The 18,081-nt window shown below is 62.0% G+C and carries 17 protein-coding genes; 12 read left to right on the top strand and 5 right to left on the bottom strand.

Going from position 1 to position 18,081, the window contains the following annotated elements:
• Nucleotide 1: 1 nt before the first annotated feature.
• Nucleotides 2–1,804 (top strand): acyl-CoA dehydrogenase, encoded by a 1,803-nt coding sequence (locus J3D60_RS23760; RefSeq protein WP_065940818.1) that lies wholly within the window; start codon nt 2–4, stop codon nt 1,802–1,804.
• Here J3D60_RS23760 and J3D60_RS23755 read toward each other — a convergent pair.
• Together J3D60_RS23755 and J3D60_RS23750 are read right to left on the bottom strand one after the other, a co-directional pair.
• Nucleotides 1,801–2,091, bottom strand: a complete 291-nt coding sequence (locus J3D60_RS23755; protein ID WP_017526490.1) for a cell division protein ZapA — start codon at nt 2,089–2,091, stop codon at nt 1,801–1,803. The genes J3D60_RS23760 and J3D60_RS23755 overlap by 4 nt on opposite strands.
• Entirely contained in the window at nt 2,088–2,318 is a 231-nt protein-coding gene (locus J3D60_RS23750; RefSeq protein WP_003187970.1) for a hypothetical protein, read from the bottom strand. The genes J3D60_RS23755 and J3D60_RS23750 overlap by 4 nt, the downstream gene beginning before the upstream one ends.
• A gap of 275 nt (nt 2,319–2,593) precedes the next feature.
• Here J3D60_RS23750 and J3D60_RS23745 point away from each other — a divergent pair, with 275 nt between their 5' ends.
• From J3D60_RS23745 to selO, 4 genes are all read left to right on the top strand, one after another.
• Complete coding sequence (locus J3D60_RS23745; RefSeq protein WP_065940817.1) at nt 2,594–4,219, top strand: methyl-accepting chemotaxis protein; 1,626 nt, start codon at nt 2,594–2,596, stop codon at nt 4,217–4,219.
• A gap of 336 nt (nt 4,220–4,555) precedes the next feature.
• Nucleotides 4,556–6,298 (top strand): potassium/proton antiporter, encoded by a 1,743-nt coding sequence (locus J3D60_RS23740; protein WP_027604969.1) that lies wholly within the window; start codon nt 4,556–4,558, stop codon nt 6,296–6,298.
• Nucleotides 6,299–6,350: 52 nt separating this feature from the next.
• The gene (mscK, locus tag J3D60_RS23735; RefSeq protein ID WP_253493023.1) at nt 6,351–9,734 is read left to right on the top strand and encodes a mechanosensitive channel MscK; all 3,384 of its coding nucleotides are present in this window, start codon (nt 6,351–6,353) and stop codon (nt 9,732–9,734) included.
• 48 nt (nt 9,735–9,782) lie between these two features.
• Nucleotides 9,783–11,246 (top strand): protein adenylyltransferase SelO, encoded by a 1,464-nt coding sequence (gene selO / locus J3D60_RS23730; protein ID WP_253493022.1) that lies wholly within the window; start codon nt 9,783–9,785, stop codon nt 11,244–11,246.
• Nucleotides 11,247–11,264: 18 nt separating this feature from the next.
• Here selO and J3D60_RS23725 read toward each other — a convergent pair whose 3' ends face one another.
• Both J3D60_RS23725 and J3D60_RS23720 read right to left on the bottom strand, forming a co-directional pair.
• The gene (locus J3D60_RS23725; protein WP_253493021.1) at nt 11,265–11,666 is read right to left on the bottom strand and encodes a type II toxin-antitoxin system HigA family antitoxin; all 402 of its coding nucleotides are present in this window, start codon (nt 11,664–11,666) and stop codon (nt 11,265–11,267) included.
• A 6-nt stretch (nt 11,667–11,672) separates the two neighbouring features.
• Entirely contained in the window at nt 11,673–11,906 is a 234-nt protein-coding gene (locus J3D60_RS23720; protein WP_065940814.1) for a type II toxin-antitoxin system HigB family toxin, read from the bottom strand.
• Between the two features lie 235 nt (nt 11,907–12,141).
• Between J3D60_RS23720 and trxC the strand changes: the two genes are divergently transcribed.
• Nucleotides 12,142–12,576 carry a thioredoxin TrxC gene (gene trxC / locus J3D60_RS23715; RefSeq protein WP_027604974.1) on the top strand — a complete coding sequence of 145 codons (435 nt, stop codon included), beginning with the start codon at nt 12,142–12,144 and terminating at the stop codon, nt 12,574–12,576.
• Nucleotides 12,577–12,715: 139 nt separating this feature from the next.
• Here trxC and J3D60_RS23710 read toward each other — a convergent pair whose 3' ends face one another.
• Nucleotides 12,716–13,486, bottom strand: a complete 771-nt coding sequence (locus tag J3D60_RS23710; RefSeq protein WP_065940813.1) for a ParA family protein — start codon at nt 13,484–13,486, stop codon at nt 12,716–12,718.
• A 337-nt stretch (nt 13,487–13,823) separates the two neighbouring features.
• On the opposite strand from J3D60_RS23710, the gene J3D60_RS23705 reads away from it, so the two are divergent.
• The 6 genes from J3D60_RS23705 to J3D60_RS23680 are packed head-to-tail and all read left to right on the top strand — an operon-like array spanning nt 13,824 to nt 18,051.
• Entirely contained in the window at nt 13,824–14,543 is a 720-nt protein-coding gene (locus J3D60_RS23705) for a beta-ketoacyl synthase chain length factor (protein ID WP_253493020.1), read from the top strand.
• Nucleotides 14,519–15,331 carry a 1-acyl-sn-glycerol-3-phosphate acyltransferase gene (locus J3D60_RS23700; RefSeq protein WP_065940811.1) on the top strand — a complete coding sequence of 271 codons (813 nt, stop codon included), beginning with the start codon at nt 14,519–14,521 and terminating at the stop codon, nt 15,329–15,331. Before J3D60_RS23705 ends, J3D60_RS23700 begins: the two co-directional genes overlap by 25 nt.
• Nucleotides 15,309–15,578, top strand: a complete 270-nt coding sequence (locus tag J3D60_RS23695; protein WP_027604978.1) for a phosphopantetheine-binding protein — start codon at nt 15,309–15,311, stop codon at nt 15,576–15,578. The genes J3D60_RS23700 and J3D60_RS23695 overlap by 23 nt, the downstream gene beginning before the upstream one ends.
• Nucleotides 15,579–15,587: 9 nt before the next feature.
• Complete coding sequence (locus J3D60_RS23690) at nt 15,588–15,842, top strand: acyl carrier protein (protein ID WP_003187949.1); 255 nt, start codon at nt 15,588–15,590, stop codon at nt 15,840–15,842.
• Nucleotides 15,839–16,384 carry a hypothetical protein gene (locus tag J3D60_RS23685; RefSeq protein ID WP_065925689.1) on the top strand — a complete coding sequence of 182 codons (546 nt, stop codon included), beginning with the start codon at nt 15,839–15,841 and terminating at the stop codon, nt 16,382–16,384. The genes J3D60_RS23690 and J3D60_RS23685 overlap by 4 nt, the downstream gene beginning before the upstream one ends.
• Nucleotides 16,381–18,051, top strand: coding sequence for an acyl-CoA synthetase family protein (locus J3D60_RS23680; RefSeq protein ID WP_253493019.1), 1,671 nt, complete (start codon nt 16,381–16,383; stop codon nt 18,049–18,051). The genes J3D60_RS23685 and J3D60_RS23680 overlap by 4 nt, the downstream gene beginning before the upstream one ends.
• Nucleotides 18,052–18,081: the final 30 nt, after the last annotated feature.

Genomic DNA, 18,081 nt, shown 5'->3' with positions numbered 1-18,081 from the left:
CATGTCCGAGACGCTGCTCAGTTCCCGCAATCTGGCTTTCGAGCTGTATGAAGTCCTCGATGCCGAGGGCCTGACCCAGCGCGAGCGGTTTGCCGAGCACAATCGCGAAACGTTCGATGCCGCGATCAGCACCGCGCGCAGCATCGCCGAAAAGCACTTCGCCCCCCACAACCGTAAGAACGACGAAAACGAACCGCGCTACGAAAACGGCGCAGCCATCCTGATTCCGGAAGTCAAACCGGCGGTGGATGCGTTCCTTGAAGCCGGCTTTCTCAATGCGGCCCGTAGTTTCGAAGCCGGCGGCATGCAGTTGCCGACCCTGCTGTCCCAGGCCTGCTTCGCTCACTTCCAATCCGCCAACGCGGCCTCGACGTCTTACCCGTTCCTGACCATGGGCGCCGCCAACCTGATCGAAAGTTTCGGCACCGAGGAGCAAAAACTGCGCTTCCTGCAACCGATGATCGAAGGCCGCTTCTTCGGCACCATGGCCCTGACCGAGCCCCACGCAGGCTCGTCCCTGTCGGATATTCGTACCCGCGCCGAGCCCGCGGCTGACGGCAGCTATCGCCTCAAAGGCAACAAGATCTTCATCTCCGGCGGCGATCACCCGCTGTCGGAAAACATCGTGCATATGGTGCTGGCCAAGCTGCCGGACGCGCCCGCTGGGGTGAAGGGCATTTCGCTGTTTATCGTGCCCAAATTCCTGGTCAACGACGACGGCAGCCTCGGCGCGCGCAATGATGTGCTGCTGGCAGGGCTGTTTCATAAGATGGGCTGGCGCGGCACCACGTCCACGGCACTGAATTTCGGCGATAACGGCAACTGCGTCGGCTATCTGGTGGGTAAACCGCACCAAGGCCTGAGCTGCATGTTCCAGATGATGAACGAGGCGCGCATCGGTGTCGGCATGGGCGCGGTGATGCTCGGTTACGCCGGCTATCTCTATTCGCTGGAGTACGCCCGCGAACGCCCGCAAGGCCGCTTGCCCGACAGCAAGGACCCAGGCACCGCACCGGTCTCGATCATCCAGCACGCCGATATCAAGCGCATGCTGCTGACGCAAAAAGCCTACGTCGAAGGTGCCTTCGACTTGGGGTTGTACGCCGCGCGGCTGTTCGATGACACCACCACACTGGAAACCGAGGCCGAACGCAAACAGGCCCATGAACTGCTGGACCTGCTCACCCCCATCGTCAAATCCTGGCCCTCGGAGTTCTGCCTCAAGGCCAACGAACTGGCGATCCAGATCCTCGGCGGCCACGGCTATACCCGCGAATACCCGGTAGAGCAGTACTACCGCGACAACCGCCTGAACCCGATCCACGAGGGCACCCATGGCATCCAGTCCCTGGACCTGCTGGGGCGCAAGCTGGCGCAGAACGGCGGCGCAGGCCTGAAACAGTTGATCCGGCTGATCGCCGACACGGGCGCGCGAGCACAGGAATATCCAGGCCTGACGGCATTGAGAGAGCCGCTGGAGCACCTGGTCAGCCGCCTGCAAAGCGTGACCATCGGCCTGCTGACGGATCTCGCCCAGGGCAAGGTCAACAGCAGCCTGGCGAACTCGGCGCTGTACCTGAAGGTATTCGGGCATACGGTGATTGGCTGGCGCTGGCTGGAACAGGCGATTCGCGCCGAAGAAGGGCTGGCCAAGGGCAATGTGGCCGATGTCGCCTTCTATAAAGGCAAGCTCCAGGCCGCCCGGTACTTCCTGACTTGGGAGATTCCGGGCTGCCATCATGAACTGGCGATTCTGGAGGCACGGGATGATACGTGCCTGGGGATGCAGGATGAGTGGTTCTAGGGCTGGATCGCCTTGGAAATCACCTCGACCGTGGCGCTGACTTGCTCTTGGTAACGGTCGAGTTCCTGCTGGTGAGCCTGCTGCATTTCGATCTGCTCGGCGCACAGGTTCAGCGCCGCCAGCACCAGTAGCTTGTCACCGATCAGGGTCGGGTACTTTTTCTTGGTGGTGGCCAGGGAGGCCTTGAGCATGGTCACGGCGTGCATCAGGGTTTTATCTTCCCCGGCCGGGGCCTTGATCGAGTAATCCTCTCCGAGAATCGAAACGACCTTTATCCCTTCATTCATGCGCTGACAGGGCCTGCGCTCACGCGCTCAACCAGCGCCTGGATCCGCGCTGCGGTGGCGCCGTGCTTTTCTTCCTGCTCCATCAGGTTCAGTTGCAAGCTGTCGTTCTCATCCTTGGCGCGAGCCAGTTCGGCCTTGAGGGATTCGTTGCTGCCCAGTAGCTCCTGATTCTGCTGTACCAGGTCGCTGACCAGTTGTTCCAGTTGGCTGAGGGATGCTTCTAACATTTTGATTTCTCGGGCTTTTTCAAAGGGCGGTGACGATAAAGAAAATTCACCTCGGATGCCAGGGTTATCCCCGGCGCGCAGCCCGTTTTCATGGGCCGGGCCACGCTTTCGAGCCTTAGTGACTGCATTTCCCCCATCTGGTTCCTGAATCCGCGCATCCCCTCGTCAGATGCGACAAAAACGCACAGCCCCCTTTAGACTTTAGTCGTACGTCCGATAGAGAGACACACCCCGTCTCATGACCGCACGGATTGCGCCTCTCCCAGGATTTCCGCATGTCGCTTCGTAATATGAATATCGCCCCGAGGGCCTTCCTCGGCTTCGCGTTTATTGGCGCGTTGATGTTGTTTCTAGGCGTGTTCGCCCTGAACCAGATGAGCAAGATCCGTGGCGCCACCGAAGACATCACCTTGTCCAGCGTGCCAAGCATCCGCGCCCTGGATGAGTTCACCCAACTGACCCTGCGCCTGCGGGTGTTGTCTTACCGCTTGCTGACCAACCGCGAGCCGGATGTGCAGCAAAAGACCCTGGAAGCCTTCGAACTGCGCAACCAGCAGATCCGCACCGCCCAGGGCGTCTACGAGAAACTGATTGAAAGCAGCGAAGAACGTAGCACCTACAACGAATATGTAAGCCTGCTGGGCCAGTACCATCAGATTGAAGAGCGCATGAAGAGCCTGTCACGGGCCAACCAGGTGGATGAGCTGCGCAGCCTGCTTAACACCGAATTGCTGAGCAACTCCGAGCAGGTCAACGCCGTGCTGACGCGCCTGCTGGACCTCAATAACAAGATGGCCCTGGCCACCAATCAGGAGGCCGAAGACCAGTACAACGCGGCCTTCAACCTGGTCGTGGGCCTGCTGGTGATCGCCACGCTGCTGACCCTGCTGTTTGCCTGGCTGCTGACCCGCAGCATCACCCTGCCGATTTCACTGGCACTGGAAGCGGCGGAAGAAGTCGCCGAAGGCAACCTGACACGGCCGATAAAAGTCGACGGCAACGATGAGGCCGGGCGCCTGCTCGCCGCCATGGCCAAGATGCAGGACAAACTGCGCGACACCCTGCAACGCATCGCGGGCTCCGCCACTCAACTGGCTTCCGCCGCCGAGGAACTGAACGCCGTCACCGACGAAAGCGCTCGTGGCCTGACCCGGCAAAACAACGAAATCGAACAAGCCGCCACCGCCGTCAACGAGATGACCAGCGCCGTCGAAGAAGTCGCACGCAATGCGGTGAGCACCTCGGAAGCCTCGCGCAACGCCACCACGTCTGCTGGCGACGGCCGCGACCTAGTGCAGGAAACCGTCAGCGCCATCGAGCGCATGAGCGGCGACGTGCAAGCAACCGCCACGCTGATCGGCGAACTGGCCAATGAGTCGCGCGATATCGGCAAAGTACTGGACGTGATTCGCGGCCTGGCCGACCAGACCAATTTGCTGGCCCTGAACGCGGCGATTGAAGCCGCACGTGCCGGTGAAGCCGGTCGCGGGTTCGCGGTGGTCGCCGATGAAGTGCGGGCCCTGGCCCATCGTACCCAGCAGTCCACCAGCGAGATCGAGCGGATGATCGGCAGTATCCAGGCCGGCACCGAGCACGCGGTGGACTCGATGCGCAACAGCACCGAGCGGGCGGAGTCGACGCTGAACATCGCCAAAGGCGCGGGAATGTCGCTGGACACCATCAACACGGCGATTGTCGAGATCAACGAGCGCAACCTGGTGATCGCCAGCGCGGCGGAAGAACAGGCGCAGGTGGCGCGGGAAGTGGACCGCAACCTGGTGAACATTCGTGACCTGTCGGTGCAGTCGGCCACCGGCGCCAGCCAGACCAGTGCGGCGAGCAGTGAGCTGTCGCGCCTGGCGGTGGATTTGAATGGGATGGTTGGCCGCTTCCGCCTCTAACTGCCTGCACTGGCTTGAAATGTGGGAGGGGGCTTGCCCTAATGCCGGTCAGTTAAGGCTTTTTGTAGGAGCGAGCCTGCTCGCGAAAAACGCCCAGGCAACGCGTTCATTCTCGATAAGCGCGGTGACCCTGAGTTCTTCGCGAGCAAGCTCGCTCCTACAGTGAATCACTTTCGCTTAACTGAACGGCATTAGGGCTTGCCCCTCCCACATTTAGTTATGCGTGAATCAGAAAAAGCTTTTTGACAGTACCGCAATTCAACAGGTTAGAATCCCTGGCACGTAGACTGCATGGTCAGTTTGCGTCCCGTCTTGTTTGCCCATGGAGTACTGCCTTTGAATGCGACGACCATCAACAGCCTGTTCTTGATCGGCGCGTTGCTGGTGAGTGCGAGCATTCTGGTGAGTTCTCTTTCCTCGCGCCTGGGTATCCCGATCCTGGTGATCATCCTGGCCGTGGGCATGGTGGCCGGCGTCGATGGCGGCGGCATCATTTTCGACAATTACCCGACTGCCTACCTGGTGGGCAACCTCGCGCTGGCAGTGATCCTGCTCGACGGCGGTTTGCGTACACGGGTGGCGAGTTTCCGCGTGGCACTCTGGCCGGCATTGTCCCTGGCCACGGTGGGGGTGTTGATTACCACCGGCCTCACCGGCATGGCGGCGGCCTGGCTGTTTGACCTGAATATTATCCAGGGCCTGCTGATCGGTGCGATTGTCGGCTCGACCGACGCCGCAGCGGTGTTCTCGCTGCTGGGCGGCAAGGGCCTGAACGAACGGGTGACCGCCAGCCTCGAGATCGAATCCGGCAGCAACGACCCGATGGCGGTGTTCCTCACCGTCACCCTGATCGACATGCTCGCCAGCGGCCAGACCGGCCTGCACTGGAGCCTGCTGACCCACCTGGTGCGCGAGTTCGGCATCGGTGGCATCGTCGGCCTCGGCGGCGGCTGGTTGATGCTGCAAATGGTCAACCGCATCAACCTGGCCACCGGTCTGTACCCGATCCTGGTAATCGCCGGCGGCCTGTTCGTGTTCGCCCTGACCAACGCCTTCCATGGCAGCGGCTTCCTCGCCGTGTACCTGTGCGGCCTGGTGATCGGCAATCGGCCGGTGCGTAGCCGTCATGGCATTTTGCATATGCTCGACGGCATGGCCTGGCTCGCGCAGATCGGTATGTTCCTGGTGCTGGGCCTGCTGGTCACGCCCCATGATTTGCTGCCGATTGCCCTGCCGGCCCTGGGCCTGGCGCTGTGGATGATCCTGTTTGCGCGGCCGCTATCGGTGATGGTCGGCCTGCTGCCGTTCAAAGCCTTCCATGGCCGCGAAAAGGCCTTTATCGCCTGGGTCGGCCTGCGCGGCGCGGTGCCGATCATCCTGGCGGTGTTCCCGTTGATGGCCGGCCTGCCCCATGCGCAGCTGTACTTCAACCTGGCGTTCTTTATCGTCCTGGTGTCGCTGCTGGTACAGGGCACCAGCCTGCCGTGGGTGGCCAAGCTGCTCAAAGTGACCGTGCCGCCGGACCCGGCGCCGATCTCCCGCGCAGCCCTGGAAGTGCACGTCACCAGCGAGTGGGAGCTGTTCGTCTACCGCCTCGGCGCAGAAAAATGGTGCATCGGCGCGGCCCTGCGCGAGCTGAAAATGCCCGAAGGCACGCGCATCGCGGCCCTGTTCCGTGGCCAGCAACTGCTCCATCCGTCGGGTAGTACGGTGCTGGAAGTCGGCGATCTGCTCTGTGTGATCGGCCATGAACACAACCTGCCGGCCCTGGGCAAACTGTTCAGCCAGGCACCGCAACGCGGCCTCGATTTGCGCTTCTTCGGCGACTTCGTCCTCGAAGGCGACGCCCAGCTGGGCGCGGTTTCGGCGCTGTATGGCCTCAAGCTCGAAGGGATCGACCCGGACATGCCGCTGAGCCGCTTCATCACCCAGAAAGTCGGCGGCGCGCCGGTCGTGGGCGACCAGGTGGAGTGGAACAACACCATCTGGACCGTCGCGGTCATGGACGGGAACAAGATTGGCAAAGTCGGCGTCAGATTCCCCGAAGGAAGTCGCCCGGGCCCCGGACTCTTCCTCTAAACTGCGGGGCGACAGCACGCCCCCGATTCTTCACCTTGCTCGATCGGTCTCTATGCCAACCCTGCGCACTTTTCTCGCCACTGCCCTGCTGGGCCTGATCCTTTGTGTCGGCAGCGTCTACGCCGCCGACCCACCCAGCGCCGACGCCATCCAGCAAACCCTGGACAAGCTGCCGGATCGCAAACTGCCCGACGCCGACATGAAGGCGCTGCAGTCGATCCTGCAACAGACCCTGACCTACCTGGGCAACAAGCAGGATTACGAGCAGCGCCTGGTCGACCTCAAGCGCCAGCTGGAAGACGCGCCGCGCCAGACCAGCGAGAACCAGCGCGAACTGACCCGGCTCAAGGCCACCAAGGTCATTCCGGTGGCCCAACGCTACGCCACCCTGCCGGTGCCGCAGCTCGAGCAATTGCTGGTGCAGCGCAGCACCCAGCAAGGCGACCTGCAAAAGGAACTGGCCGACGCCAACAGCCTGACCATCGCCGCCCAGACCCGTCCCGAGCGCGCCCAGACCGAAATCAGCAGCAGCCAGACGCGCATCCAGCAGATCAATGCCACCCTCAAGGCCGGCAAGGACAATGGCAAAGCCCTCAGCAGCGACCAGCGCAACCAGCTGAATGCCGAACTGGCCTCCCTGAATGCCCTGATCCCCCTGCGTCGCCAGGAACTGGCCGGCAACAGCCAGCTGCAGGACCTGGGCAACAGCCAGCACGACCTGATCCAGGAAAAAACCGCGCGCCTGGAACAGGAGATCCAGGACCTGCAAACCCTGATCAACCAGAAACGCCTGGCCCAGTCCCAGCAGACCGTCACCCAACAGTCCATCGAAGCGCAGAAAGCCGGCGGCAGCAGCCTGCTGGCCACGGAAAGCGCGGCCAACCTGAAGCTCTCCGACTACCTGCTCAAGAGCACCGACCGCCTCAACGACCTGACCCAGAAGAACCTGCAGACCAAGCAACAGCTGGACACCGTGACCCAGAGCGATTCGGCCCTGGACGAGCAGATCAATGTGCTCAAGGGCAGCCTGCTCCTCTCGAAGATTCTGTATAAGCAGAAACAAGCGTTGCCCCGCCTGACGGTGGACCGCGACCTGGCGGACGATATCGCCAACATTCGCCTGTACCAGTTCGAGGTCAACCAACAGCGCGAGCTGATCAGCTCCCCCAGCACCTATGTGGATAACCTGCTGGCCAACCAGCCGCCGGCCGACGTCACCCCGCAACTGCGCCGCACCCTGCTGGAACTGGCGATCACCCGCAGCGACCTGCTGGAGCGCCTGAGCCGCGAGCTGAGCGCGCTGCTCAACGAATCCATCACCCTGCAACTGAACCAGAAACAACTGCTCAGCACCGCCACCACCCTGCGCGCGACGCTCGATGAACAGATGTTCTGGATCCCCAGCAACAAGCCGCTGGACACCGAGTGGCTGGAAACCGTGCCGGCGCACCTGAGCAAGCAAGTCACCACCCTGCCCTGGGCCTCCAGCGTCAGCGAGCTGTACGACGGCCTGACCCAGCGTCCGCTGCTGTTTTTGCCGTTGCTGCTGTTGATCGGTGCCCTGTTGTGGCGCCGCAACGCGTTGTACGCGCGCCTGAAAAGAGTCCACCTGGACATCGGCCACTTCAAACGCGACAGCCAATGGCACACGCCCCAGGCGATCCTGGTGAATATCCTGTTGGCGATGCCGGTAGCACTGGGCCTGGCGCTGTGCGGCTACGCGCTGCAGATCGACGCACGTGGGCAGAACGCCAACCTGGGTGCGGCGCTGTTGCAGATTGCCCAGGCGTGGCTGGTGTTCTACACCGCCTACCGCATCCTGGCGCCGGGCGGCGTGGCCGAGTTGCACTTCCGCTGGGAAAAGCCCCAGGTCGAATTCCTCCAGGGCTGGGTGCGCAAGCTCGGGCTGGTGGTGCTGGCCCTGGTGGCCGTGGTGGCGATTGCCGAGCATCAACCGGCGGCGCTGGCCGACGACGTGCTGGGCATTGGTGTGGTCCTGACCTGCTACGCCCTGATGGCCTGGCTGTTGGGACGCCTGCTGCTGCACAGCCCGACCCACGAAAAAGCCTCGCTGTTCCGCAAAGCCGTGGGCCTGCTGTTTACCGCCCTGCCTATCGCGCTGTTCATTGCCGTGTGCTTTGGCTACTACTACACCGCACTCAAGCTCAGCGACCGGCTGATCAACACCCTGTACCTGCTGATGTTCTGGCTAGTCATCGAAGCCACCTTCGTGCGCGGCCTGGGCGTTGCCGCCCGACGCCTGGCCTATTCCCGCGCCCTGGCCAAACGCCAGGCCGCTAAGGAAGCCGGCGAAGGCGAAGCGGTGATCGAAGAGCCGACCCTGGATATCGAACAGGTCAACGAACAATCGATGCGCCTGATCCGCCTGGCGCTGCTCGGCGGCTTTATCGCGGCGCTGTACTGGGTATGGTCGGACCTGATCTCGGTATTTTCCTACCTGGACAACGTCACCCTGTACGAATACACCAGCGGCACCGGTGCCAATATCAGCATGGTGCCGATCAGCATCGGCGACCTGCTCGGCGCGCTGATCATCATCGGCATCACCTTCGCCCTGGCGCGCAACCTGCCCGGCCTGCTGGAAGTGCTGGTGCTGTCCAAGCTGGACCTGGCCCAGGGCAGTGCCTACGCCACGACCACCTTGCTGTCCTACATCATTGCCGGCGTGGGCTTTGTCTCGACCCTGTCCACCCTCGGCGTGAGCTGGGACAAGTTGCAATGGCTGGTGGCCGCGCTGTCGGTGGGGTTGGGCTTCGGCATGCAGGAGATCTTCGCCAACTTTATCTCCGGCATCATGATCCTGTTCGAGCGCCCGGTGCGTATCGGCGACACCATCACCATCGGCAACCTGTCGGGCACGGTAAGCAAGATCCGCATCCGCGCTACCACCATCACCGACTTCGACCGCAAGGACATCATCGTCCCGAACAAGACGTTCATTACCGGGCAACTGATCAACTGGTCCCTGACCGACACCATCACCCGCGTGACCCTCAAGCTGGGCGTGGACTACGGCTCCGACCTGGACCTGGTGAAGGAATTGTTGCTCAAGGCCGCGCGAGAAAACCCAAGGGTGTTGAAGGAACCGGAACCCCATGTGTACTTCCTCAACTTCGGCGAAAGTACGCTGGACCACGAACTGCGCATGCACGTGCGCGACCTCGGTGACCGCAACCCGGTGATCGACGAAGTGAACCGCTTTATCAACCGCGAGTTCAAGAACCACCACATCAACATCTCGTTCCGGCAGATGGAGGTGTACCTGAAAAACCTCCACGGCCAGGAGTACAAGCTGGTGCCGGTGGAGGACGAGAAGAGAACCATCGTCGGACCGACCGAGGCGCAAGATGTGCCGGAGCCGCCGGACGGCAAAGTGGCGGATGCACCCGAGCCACCGCCCAGCAAACTCGACTAAACGCCCTATCCCCAGCAGAATGCTCGGACATTCTGCTGGAGATGGCCGGTGAAAGCCCTCGACGAACTGACCTTCGACAACCGCTTCGCACGCCTGGGCGACGCGTTCTCAACCCACGTATTGCCCGAGCCCCTCGACGAACCGCGCCTGGTGGTGGCAAGCAATGCCGCCATGGCCCTGCTCGACCTCGACCCTGCCGTGGCGCAAACGCCGGTGTTCGCCGAGCTGTTCAGCGGCCATAAGCTGTGGGCCGAAGCCGAGCCGCGGGCAATGGTCTACTCCGGGCACCAGTTCGGCGGCTACACCCCGCAGTTGGGCGATGGTCGGGGATTGCTGCTGGGCGAGGTATACAACGAGGCCGGCGAACATTGGGACCTGCACCTCAAGGGTGCCGGGATGACGCCCTACTCGCGCATGGGCGACGGCCGCGCGGTGCTGCGCTCGTCGATTCGGGAGTTCCTGGCCTCCGAAGCGCTGCATGCACTGGGCATCCCCACCAGCCGTGCGTTGTGCGTGATCGGCTCCAGCACCCCGGTCTGGCGTGAGAAGCAGGAACGTGGGGCGATGGTGCTGCGCCTGGCGCCCAGCCATATCCGTTTTGGTCATTTCGAATATTTCTACTACACCAAGAAGCCCGAACAGCAGGCCGAGCTGGCCGAACACGTGTTGAACCTGCATTACCCCGAGTGCCGCGAACAGCCCGAGCCCTACCTGGCGATGTTCCGAGAAATCGTCGAGCGCAATGCCGAGATGATCGCCAAATGGCAGGCCTATGGTTTCTGCCACGGCGTGATGAACACCGACAACATGTCGATCCTCGGCATCACCTTCGACTTCGGGCCGTTTGCGTTTCTCGACGACTTTGATGCGCACTTCATCTGCAATCACTCGGACCATGAAGGACGCTACTCCTTCAGCAACCAGGTGCCCATCGGCCAGTGGAACCTCAGCGCGCTGGCCCAGGCGCTCACGCCGTTTATCAGCGTCGATGCCTTGAAAGAAGCCCTTGGCCTGTACCTGCCGCTGTACCAGGCCCACTATCTGGACCTGATGCGCCGCCGACTGGGGCTGACCACCGCCGAAGACGACGACCAGAAGCTGGTGGAGCGGTTGCTGAAGCTGATGCAGAACAGCGGCGTGGATTACACCTTGTTCTTCCGGCGCCTGGGCGACGAATCGGCAGCGCTGGCGGTGGCGAAGCTGCGCGATGACTTTGTTGACCTCGCCGGGTTCGATGCCTGGGCCGAGCTGTACACGGCCCGTGTTGCGCGGGACGGGGATTACAGCGAAGAGCAGCGCCGTGAGCGGATGCATGCAGTGAACCCGCTGTACATCCTGCGCAACTACCTCGCACAGAACGCTATCGCCGCCGCCGAATCAGGCGACTACAGCGAAGTGCAGCGACTACATGAGGTGCTTTCCAAACCGTTCGAGGAGCAGCCGGGGATGGAACAATACGCGCAGCGGCCGCCGGATTGGGGCAAGCATTTGGAGATCAGTTGTTCATCGTGATACGCGCCATGCCCACGGTTAGATGAACAGGTCGACCGGCACCTTGAAAAAATCCGCCAGCCAACGAATCTGTCGCACGTTCAGCTGGCGTTTTCCACTGAGGATTTCCGAGACCACCGATTGAGCGCCAACACCCGGCAAATCACTCTGAGTCAGGCCATGCTCCTGCATCATTGATCGCAGTACGTCGACACCGCTCGCCTCAGGCATCGGCCAATGCACCAGGTCATAAGCCTCGACCCAGTCACCGATGATATCGACCACGCCCATCAACGGATGGGCTTCGTCATCCCCGACGATGTCCAGTAATTCGTCGAGCGCCTCCACCAGAACATCGTAGTCAGCCTCGGTTTTGGGCTTGCGCAACAGGGGCGACACGAATTGCCAATGCTCGGCCACCTGCTCAATCAGCACACTCATTTTCAATCACTCCTTCCATTTACCCTTGTCGTATTCCCGATGGTCCAGCACATGCCGAATATAAAGCCGCTGCATTCGGTAGCGCCCCCACCTTATCCACTGCGGGAAAATCGATTTCAACGCCGCGAATTCCTCAGGATTGAGGACTTTGACTTTCCGATACCACTCATCCAAAGCACTGGCTGAATGAGGCCACTTCAACTTGGCACTTCTGATTTGTTTCGCACTGATTACACGCATGCAACATCCCTATCGCATATTGCTATGAAGGCTAAACCCGAACGCCGGCTATCGCAATTTGCTATGGCGTCGAACGGACCGATGGTGCTATTTCGAACAAGCACTTCCAGCCTAGATAGGCACGCGCCAATCGACATTTGCGAATCTGTTAGCACATGCGTCGCTACCCCCAAGCTTGATAAAGCTGATGCCTGACTCCAGATAGGGAGCATTGGCCACATCCACGGAGCCCACCATGTCCGAACCTCTCGTTATCCCCTGCCCCCATTGCAACGGCCTCAACCGCATCCCCGCAGAACGCCTGGGTGATACGCCCAAGTGCGGGCGCTGCAAGCAACCGGTTCTACTGGGCAAGCCTTTCGAGCTGAAACAAGGCGACTACGCCAGCCAGATCAAGGGCGACCTGCCGCTGCTGGTGGACGTGTGGGCCGATTGGTGTGGACCATGCAAGTCGTTTGCGCCGGTGTTTGAACAGGCGGCCGGGCAGCTGGAAGGCAAGTGCAGGCTGGCCAAGCTGGACAGCGAGGCCAATCAGCAGCTGTCGGCACAATTGGGGATTCGTTCGATCCCCAGTCTGATTCTGTTCAAGAACGGCCGCGAAGTGGCGCGCCAGAGCGGAGCGTTTCCGTTGCCGCAGCTGATGAGCTGGTTGCGTAGCCAGGGGGTATAACCGGACCTGGAGAACAATGCTGGACAGTGTGGGAGGGGGCTTGCTCCCGATGGCGGTGGCTCAGCTACAGATGAGCTAGCTGGCATACCGCTATCGGGGGCAAGCCCCCTCCCACAGGGATTCTTTGTTGCCTTAAAGGTCAGGCGTTTTCCAGCAGGTTATGCAGCTCCACGAATTGCTGCGTGAGCTTGTGCCGTGGGTCGAGGTGGATCAGCGGCTTGTTCTCCTGGTGCGACTCGCGCATGCGCACCGAGCTGGCCAGGTACACCGGCAACACCGGCAAGCCCTCGGCAATCAACTCATCGAGTATCTGCTGCGGCAAACTCGCCCGTGCCTGGAACTGGTTGACCACGATACCTTCCACTTCGAGGCCTTCGTTGTGGTCTTCCTTCAATTCTTCGATTTCAGCCAGCAGGCCATACAGGGCCTGGCGCGAGAAGCTGTCGCAATCAAAGGGAATCAACACACGATCAGCGGCAATCAGCGCAGAAACCGCATAAAAGTTCAGGGCTGGCGGGGTATCCAGGTAGATCCGGTCGTAATCTTCGCTCAGTTCATCGAGCAGCTTTCGCAGCTTGTTGATCTTGTGCTTGGCCTCAAGCTTGGGCTGCAGGTCCGCGAGTTCGGCGGTGGCGGTGATGACGTGCAGGTTGTCGAAGGGGGTTTCGTAGATATCGACCTTGTTCTTCTTCGAAAACGGCCCGGAAGACAGGGTTTGCTTGAAAAAGTCCGCGATCCCCATGGGGATGTCGTCGCCAGTCAGCCCCGTCAGGTATTGGGTTGAATTGGCCTGTGCATCGAGGTCCACCAACAGGGTTCGATAGCCTTCGCTGGCGCTGACCGCCGCCAGGTTGCAGGCGATGCTCGACTTGCCAACACCGCCTTTTTGATTGAACACCACGCGCCGCATGGAAAAACCTCCGTGTATCAATGAATGTCCGAGTGTAGAGGGCAAAAGCGCCTGTTAGCTACCTCGTTCATCGATGCATTGCTGCATTGCATCGGGTCTGTCATATGTCGCGTACAAATGAAAAGGAAGTGTCCGACGATCCAAGTTGCCCCTCGTTGAAGGACAATCTGTAAACCTTCCCGACTTATTTGTAATCGGCCTTGCACAATTCTTTACCAAAGTTTGCTAGAACCCCGCAGCACCGGGATAATGCGCGCCACTCGGCGATTGCTCCTTGTCCCGGTATTCGGGGCCAAAAGCCGCACATGGAAGCCCGCAGGGGCGGGATAACTTCTCAGTGATCAACTTCAACATCGCCCAATGGCGCGCCTGGGCCCCCGGCCTGGAAAGCGCGGACGACTGGCACGCCTGGTGCCAGGCCCCGGTGTTGCTGCCTGCCAGCGATGCCTCGCCCGACGTGTCGTTCCTGCCGGCCATGCAGCGCCGCCGCCTGAGCCGCCTGGCGCGCATGGCGTTCAGCGTAGGCTGGCCGCTGGCCGACGGCCTGCAAGACTTGCCGCTGGTGTTTATTTCCCGGCATGGCGAAACCCCGCGCACCCTCGACATCCTCAGCGACCTGGCCAACGACCAGCCGCTGTCGCCGACCCAATTCAGCCTGTCGGTGCATAACGCGGTGATTGGCCTGTGGTCGATCCTGCGCAATGAAACCAGCGAAATGACAGCCATCGCCGCCGCCGGCGATGGCCTGGAGCACGGCATGCTCGAAGCCGCGGCCCTGCTCAACGAAGGCGCTCCGGCGGTATTACTGGTCATCACCGAAGAACAGCCGCCCGAGGCCTACGCCAGTTGGATCGTTGACGTGCCGTTTCCCTACGCCCTCGGCCTGCTGCTGACACCAGGCGACGAGTGGCAACTGGAACTCAGCGCCGGCACTGTCCAACCCACTCAAACCCAGTGGCCCCACGCCCTGAACCTGCTGCGCGCCCTGCTGACCGAACAGGGCGCCTGCCAACATGCCTGGAAGAACCGTGTATGGAACTGGCAACGCAAGTCGTGAACGATAAGCCACGGGATGCCTACTACTGGCGCCTGTTCGCCACTGCCGCGAGCTTCTTCGTATTCGGCGTCGGCGGGTTGTGCCTGCGCTTGCTGGTCTTTCCCCTGCTCAGCTGCCTGCCGGGCAACGTAGAAAGGCACCAGCGCCGCGCCCGCCATACCATCAGCAAGCTGTTCTGGTTCTTTATCCGCCTGATGCAGCGCGCCGGCGTGCTGACCTACAGCGTCGAAGGCGCCGAACGGCTCGGCCAGCCAGGCCAGATGATCATCGCCAACCATCCGTCGCTGATCGACGTGGTGTTCCTGATCGGCCTGATGCGCCAGACCAATTGCGTGATCAAGCAGAGCCTGTTTCAAAACCCGTTCACCCGTGGCCCGGTGCGCGACGCGGGTTACATAAGCAACGACGGCAGCGCAGACATGCTCGACGCCGCCGCCGACGCCCTGCGCCAAGGCCAGACGCTGATCATCTTTCCCGAAGGCACCCGCACCACCCCCGGCGTGGCGCCCGCCTTTCATCGCGGGGCCGCCGCCATTGCCCTGCGCGGTGCGACAATCATCACCCCGGTAGTGATCAAGGTCAGCCCCACCACTCTGACCAAGGCCGAACCCTGGTATCGCATCCCTAAATGCCGTTTTCACTTCAGTTTGCGCGTGGGGGCCGATATAGAACCACAGGCGTTCGCAACACTGGGGCCCGCGCCCCAGGCCTCACGCAAGCTCAACGATTACCTGCACCACTATTTCATTAAGGAGCTCGCCGAAGATGAGCGACCAACACCGCCTTGAGCACGACATAAAGCTGTTGATCATCGAGGCCCTGGGCCTGGAAGACATCAGCGCCGACGACATCGGCAGCGACCAAACCCTGTTCGGCGAAGGCCTGGGCCTGGATTCGGTAGACGCCCTGGAATTGGGCCTGGCGATCCAGAAAACGTACGGTATCAAGATCGATGCCGACGCCAAGGACACCCGCAATCACTTCACCAACGTGGCCAGCCTTGCGGCGTTCGTCACGGCCAGACAGGCAGCTTGAGACCGGACCATGCAAACTCGTGACGATATTTTCAACACCCTGCGCGATGCCTTGGTGGAACTGTTTGAACTGCCCCCGGAGCGCGTCACCCTCGACGCCAACCTGTATCAGGACCTGGAGATCGACAGCATCGATGCCGTGGACCTGATCGACCATATCAAGCGCCAGACCGGCAAGAAGATCGCCGCCGAAGAGTTTAAGGCCGTGCGCACCGTCAACGACGTGGTTGAGGCGGTGTACCGTCTGGTCCAGCCTGCCGCATGAGCCGGCTGATCGGCCTTGGCCTGTTATTGGCGGGGCTGCTGTACCCGTTTGCGGTGTATTACGGCACCGAGCACTTTGCGCCCTGGCAATTCGGCCTGCTGCTGGGCAGCCTGTGGCTGCTGCGCGCGGTCACGGGTGCGGCACGCCCCGGCAGCCGCTGGATGGCGTTGGCGGTGATCGTGTTTTGCCTGGCCCTGGCCTGGTTCGACAACCCGCACCTGTTGCGCTGGTACCCGAGCCTGGTCAGTGCGTTCATGTTGGCGCTGTTCGGCCTGAGCCTGAAATACGGCCCGCCGATGGTGGAGCGTCTGGCGCGCATGACCGACCCGGTGCTGCCGCCGCACGCGATTGTGTATACGCGCCAGGTCACCGTGGTGTGGTGCGTGTTTTTTCTGTGTAATGGCCTGCTCGCCGCCGCCCTCACCCTATGGGCGCCGTTGAGCTGGTGGACGTTGTACAACGGCTTGATTGCCTACGGGCTGATGGGGCTGTTGTTTGCCGTGGAATGGCTGGTACGACAAAGGGTTCGAGGCCGCGTATGAATGGGTTGAATCTTGAGCATCTGTTGCTCGAGCCGCTGGAACAGCGTTTGGTGACCACCGAACCTGCAATGAATCACGCCCAGCTGTGGGAGCACTCCCTGAGCCTGGCCGCCGGGCTGCAAGCCCGTGGCATCCAGCGCCTGGCCCTGCACCTGGAAGACGCCGGCCTGCTGGCGATTGCACTGCTGGGCGCCTGGCGCGCCGGGGCCAGCGTACTGCTGCCCGCCGATCTGCAACCCCAGACCCGCCAACGCTGGGACACGGTTGTCGACGCCTGGCTGACTGAAGCGGCAGACCTGGACGCGCTGTATCAAGCACCGTTGAGCCCGGCTGCCCTCGACCTGGACACCTGCCAACTGAGCCTGTGCACCTCCGGCTCCAGCGGCGAACCCAAGCGTATCGACAAGACCCTGCGCCAGTTGGCCAATGAGGTCCAGGCCCTGGAAGCCCTGTGGGGCGCCGACCTGAAAGACGCCTGCATCATCGGCAGTGTCGCCACCCAGCACATCTACGGTTTGCTGTTCCGCGTGCTGTGGCCGCTGTGCGCCGGTCGCAGCTTTGTGCGCCGCCAGCTGGCGTTTCCGGAAGACATGCAACGCGCCAGCCGCGAACACCCGCAATTCGCCTGGGTCGCCAGCCCGGCGCTGCTCAAGCGCATGGGCGACAACCTCGATTGGCCGGCGCTGAGCCAGGTATCGCGGGTGTTCTCGTCGGGCGGCGCCCTGCCCATCGAGGCGGCCGGCAGTCTATACGAGCGCTTGCAGCAATGGCCAACCGAGATCCTCGGCAGCTCGGAAACCGGCGGCATCGCCTGGCGCCAGGGCGCGCAACCCTGGCAGCCGTTCGCCGACATACACCTGAGCCAGGACGCCGACGGAGCCCTGCGCATCGCCTCGCCGTACTTGCCCGTCGGGCACATAGAACAAACCGCTGACGCGGCGCGCATCCATGCCGATGGTCGCTTCGAGCTGCTCGGGCGCCTGGACCGTATCGTCAAGCTGGAAGAAAAACGCATCTCCCTGCCCATGCTTGAGCAGGCGCTGATGACCCACCCGTGGGTCGTCGAAACGCGCCTGGGGGTGGTGCAGGAAAACCGCGCCTCCCTCGGCGCGCTGGTGGTGCTCAGTGCCGACGGCCTGCACGCCCTGCGCAACCAGGGCCGACGGACTGTCACCCAGACCCTGCGCCAGCATTTGAGCCAGCATTGCGAGGCCCTGGCGCTACCACGTCGCTGGCGGCTGCTGCGCCAGCTGCCGCTGAATGCCCAGGGCAAACTGCCCCAGGCCGATGTGGCCGCGCTGCTGCTGGCGCCCCGGCCCAAGGCGCCGGAAGTGCTGGAGCAAGTCGAAGTCGATGGCGAATGGACCTTGCAACTGAGCGTGCCGCCGGACCTGGCCTATTTCAGCGGCCACTTCCCGGTCACTCCGGTATTGCCCGGCGTGGTCCAGGTGGAGTGGGCGTTCAACCTCGGCCAACAACTGCTCGATCTGCCCGCGACCTTTGCCGGCATGGAAGTGCTCAAGTTCCAGCAACTGGTGCGCCCCGGCGACCGTATCGAACTGCACCTGCGCTTTGACCAGGAACGCGGCAAGTTGTATTTCGCCTACCGCAACGGCGTCGCGGCCTGTGCCAGCGGCCGCATCCAATTGGAAGCCGCCCATGCATAAGCTTTTGTGTCGAGCGGGCTTGGTATGGCT

Source organism: Pseudomonas sp. S3E17 (genome assembly GCF_024168685.1).
In the GTDB taxonomy this organism is placed as follows: Bacteria; Pseudomonadota; Gammaproteobacteria; order Pseudomonadales; family Pseudomonadaceae; genus Aquipseudomonas; species Aquipseudomonas marginalis.
The sequence above is the reverse complement of the archived record's forward strand: the minus strand, read 5'-3'. Positions and strand labels throughout refer to the sequence as shown.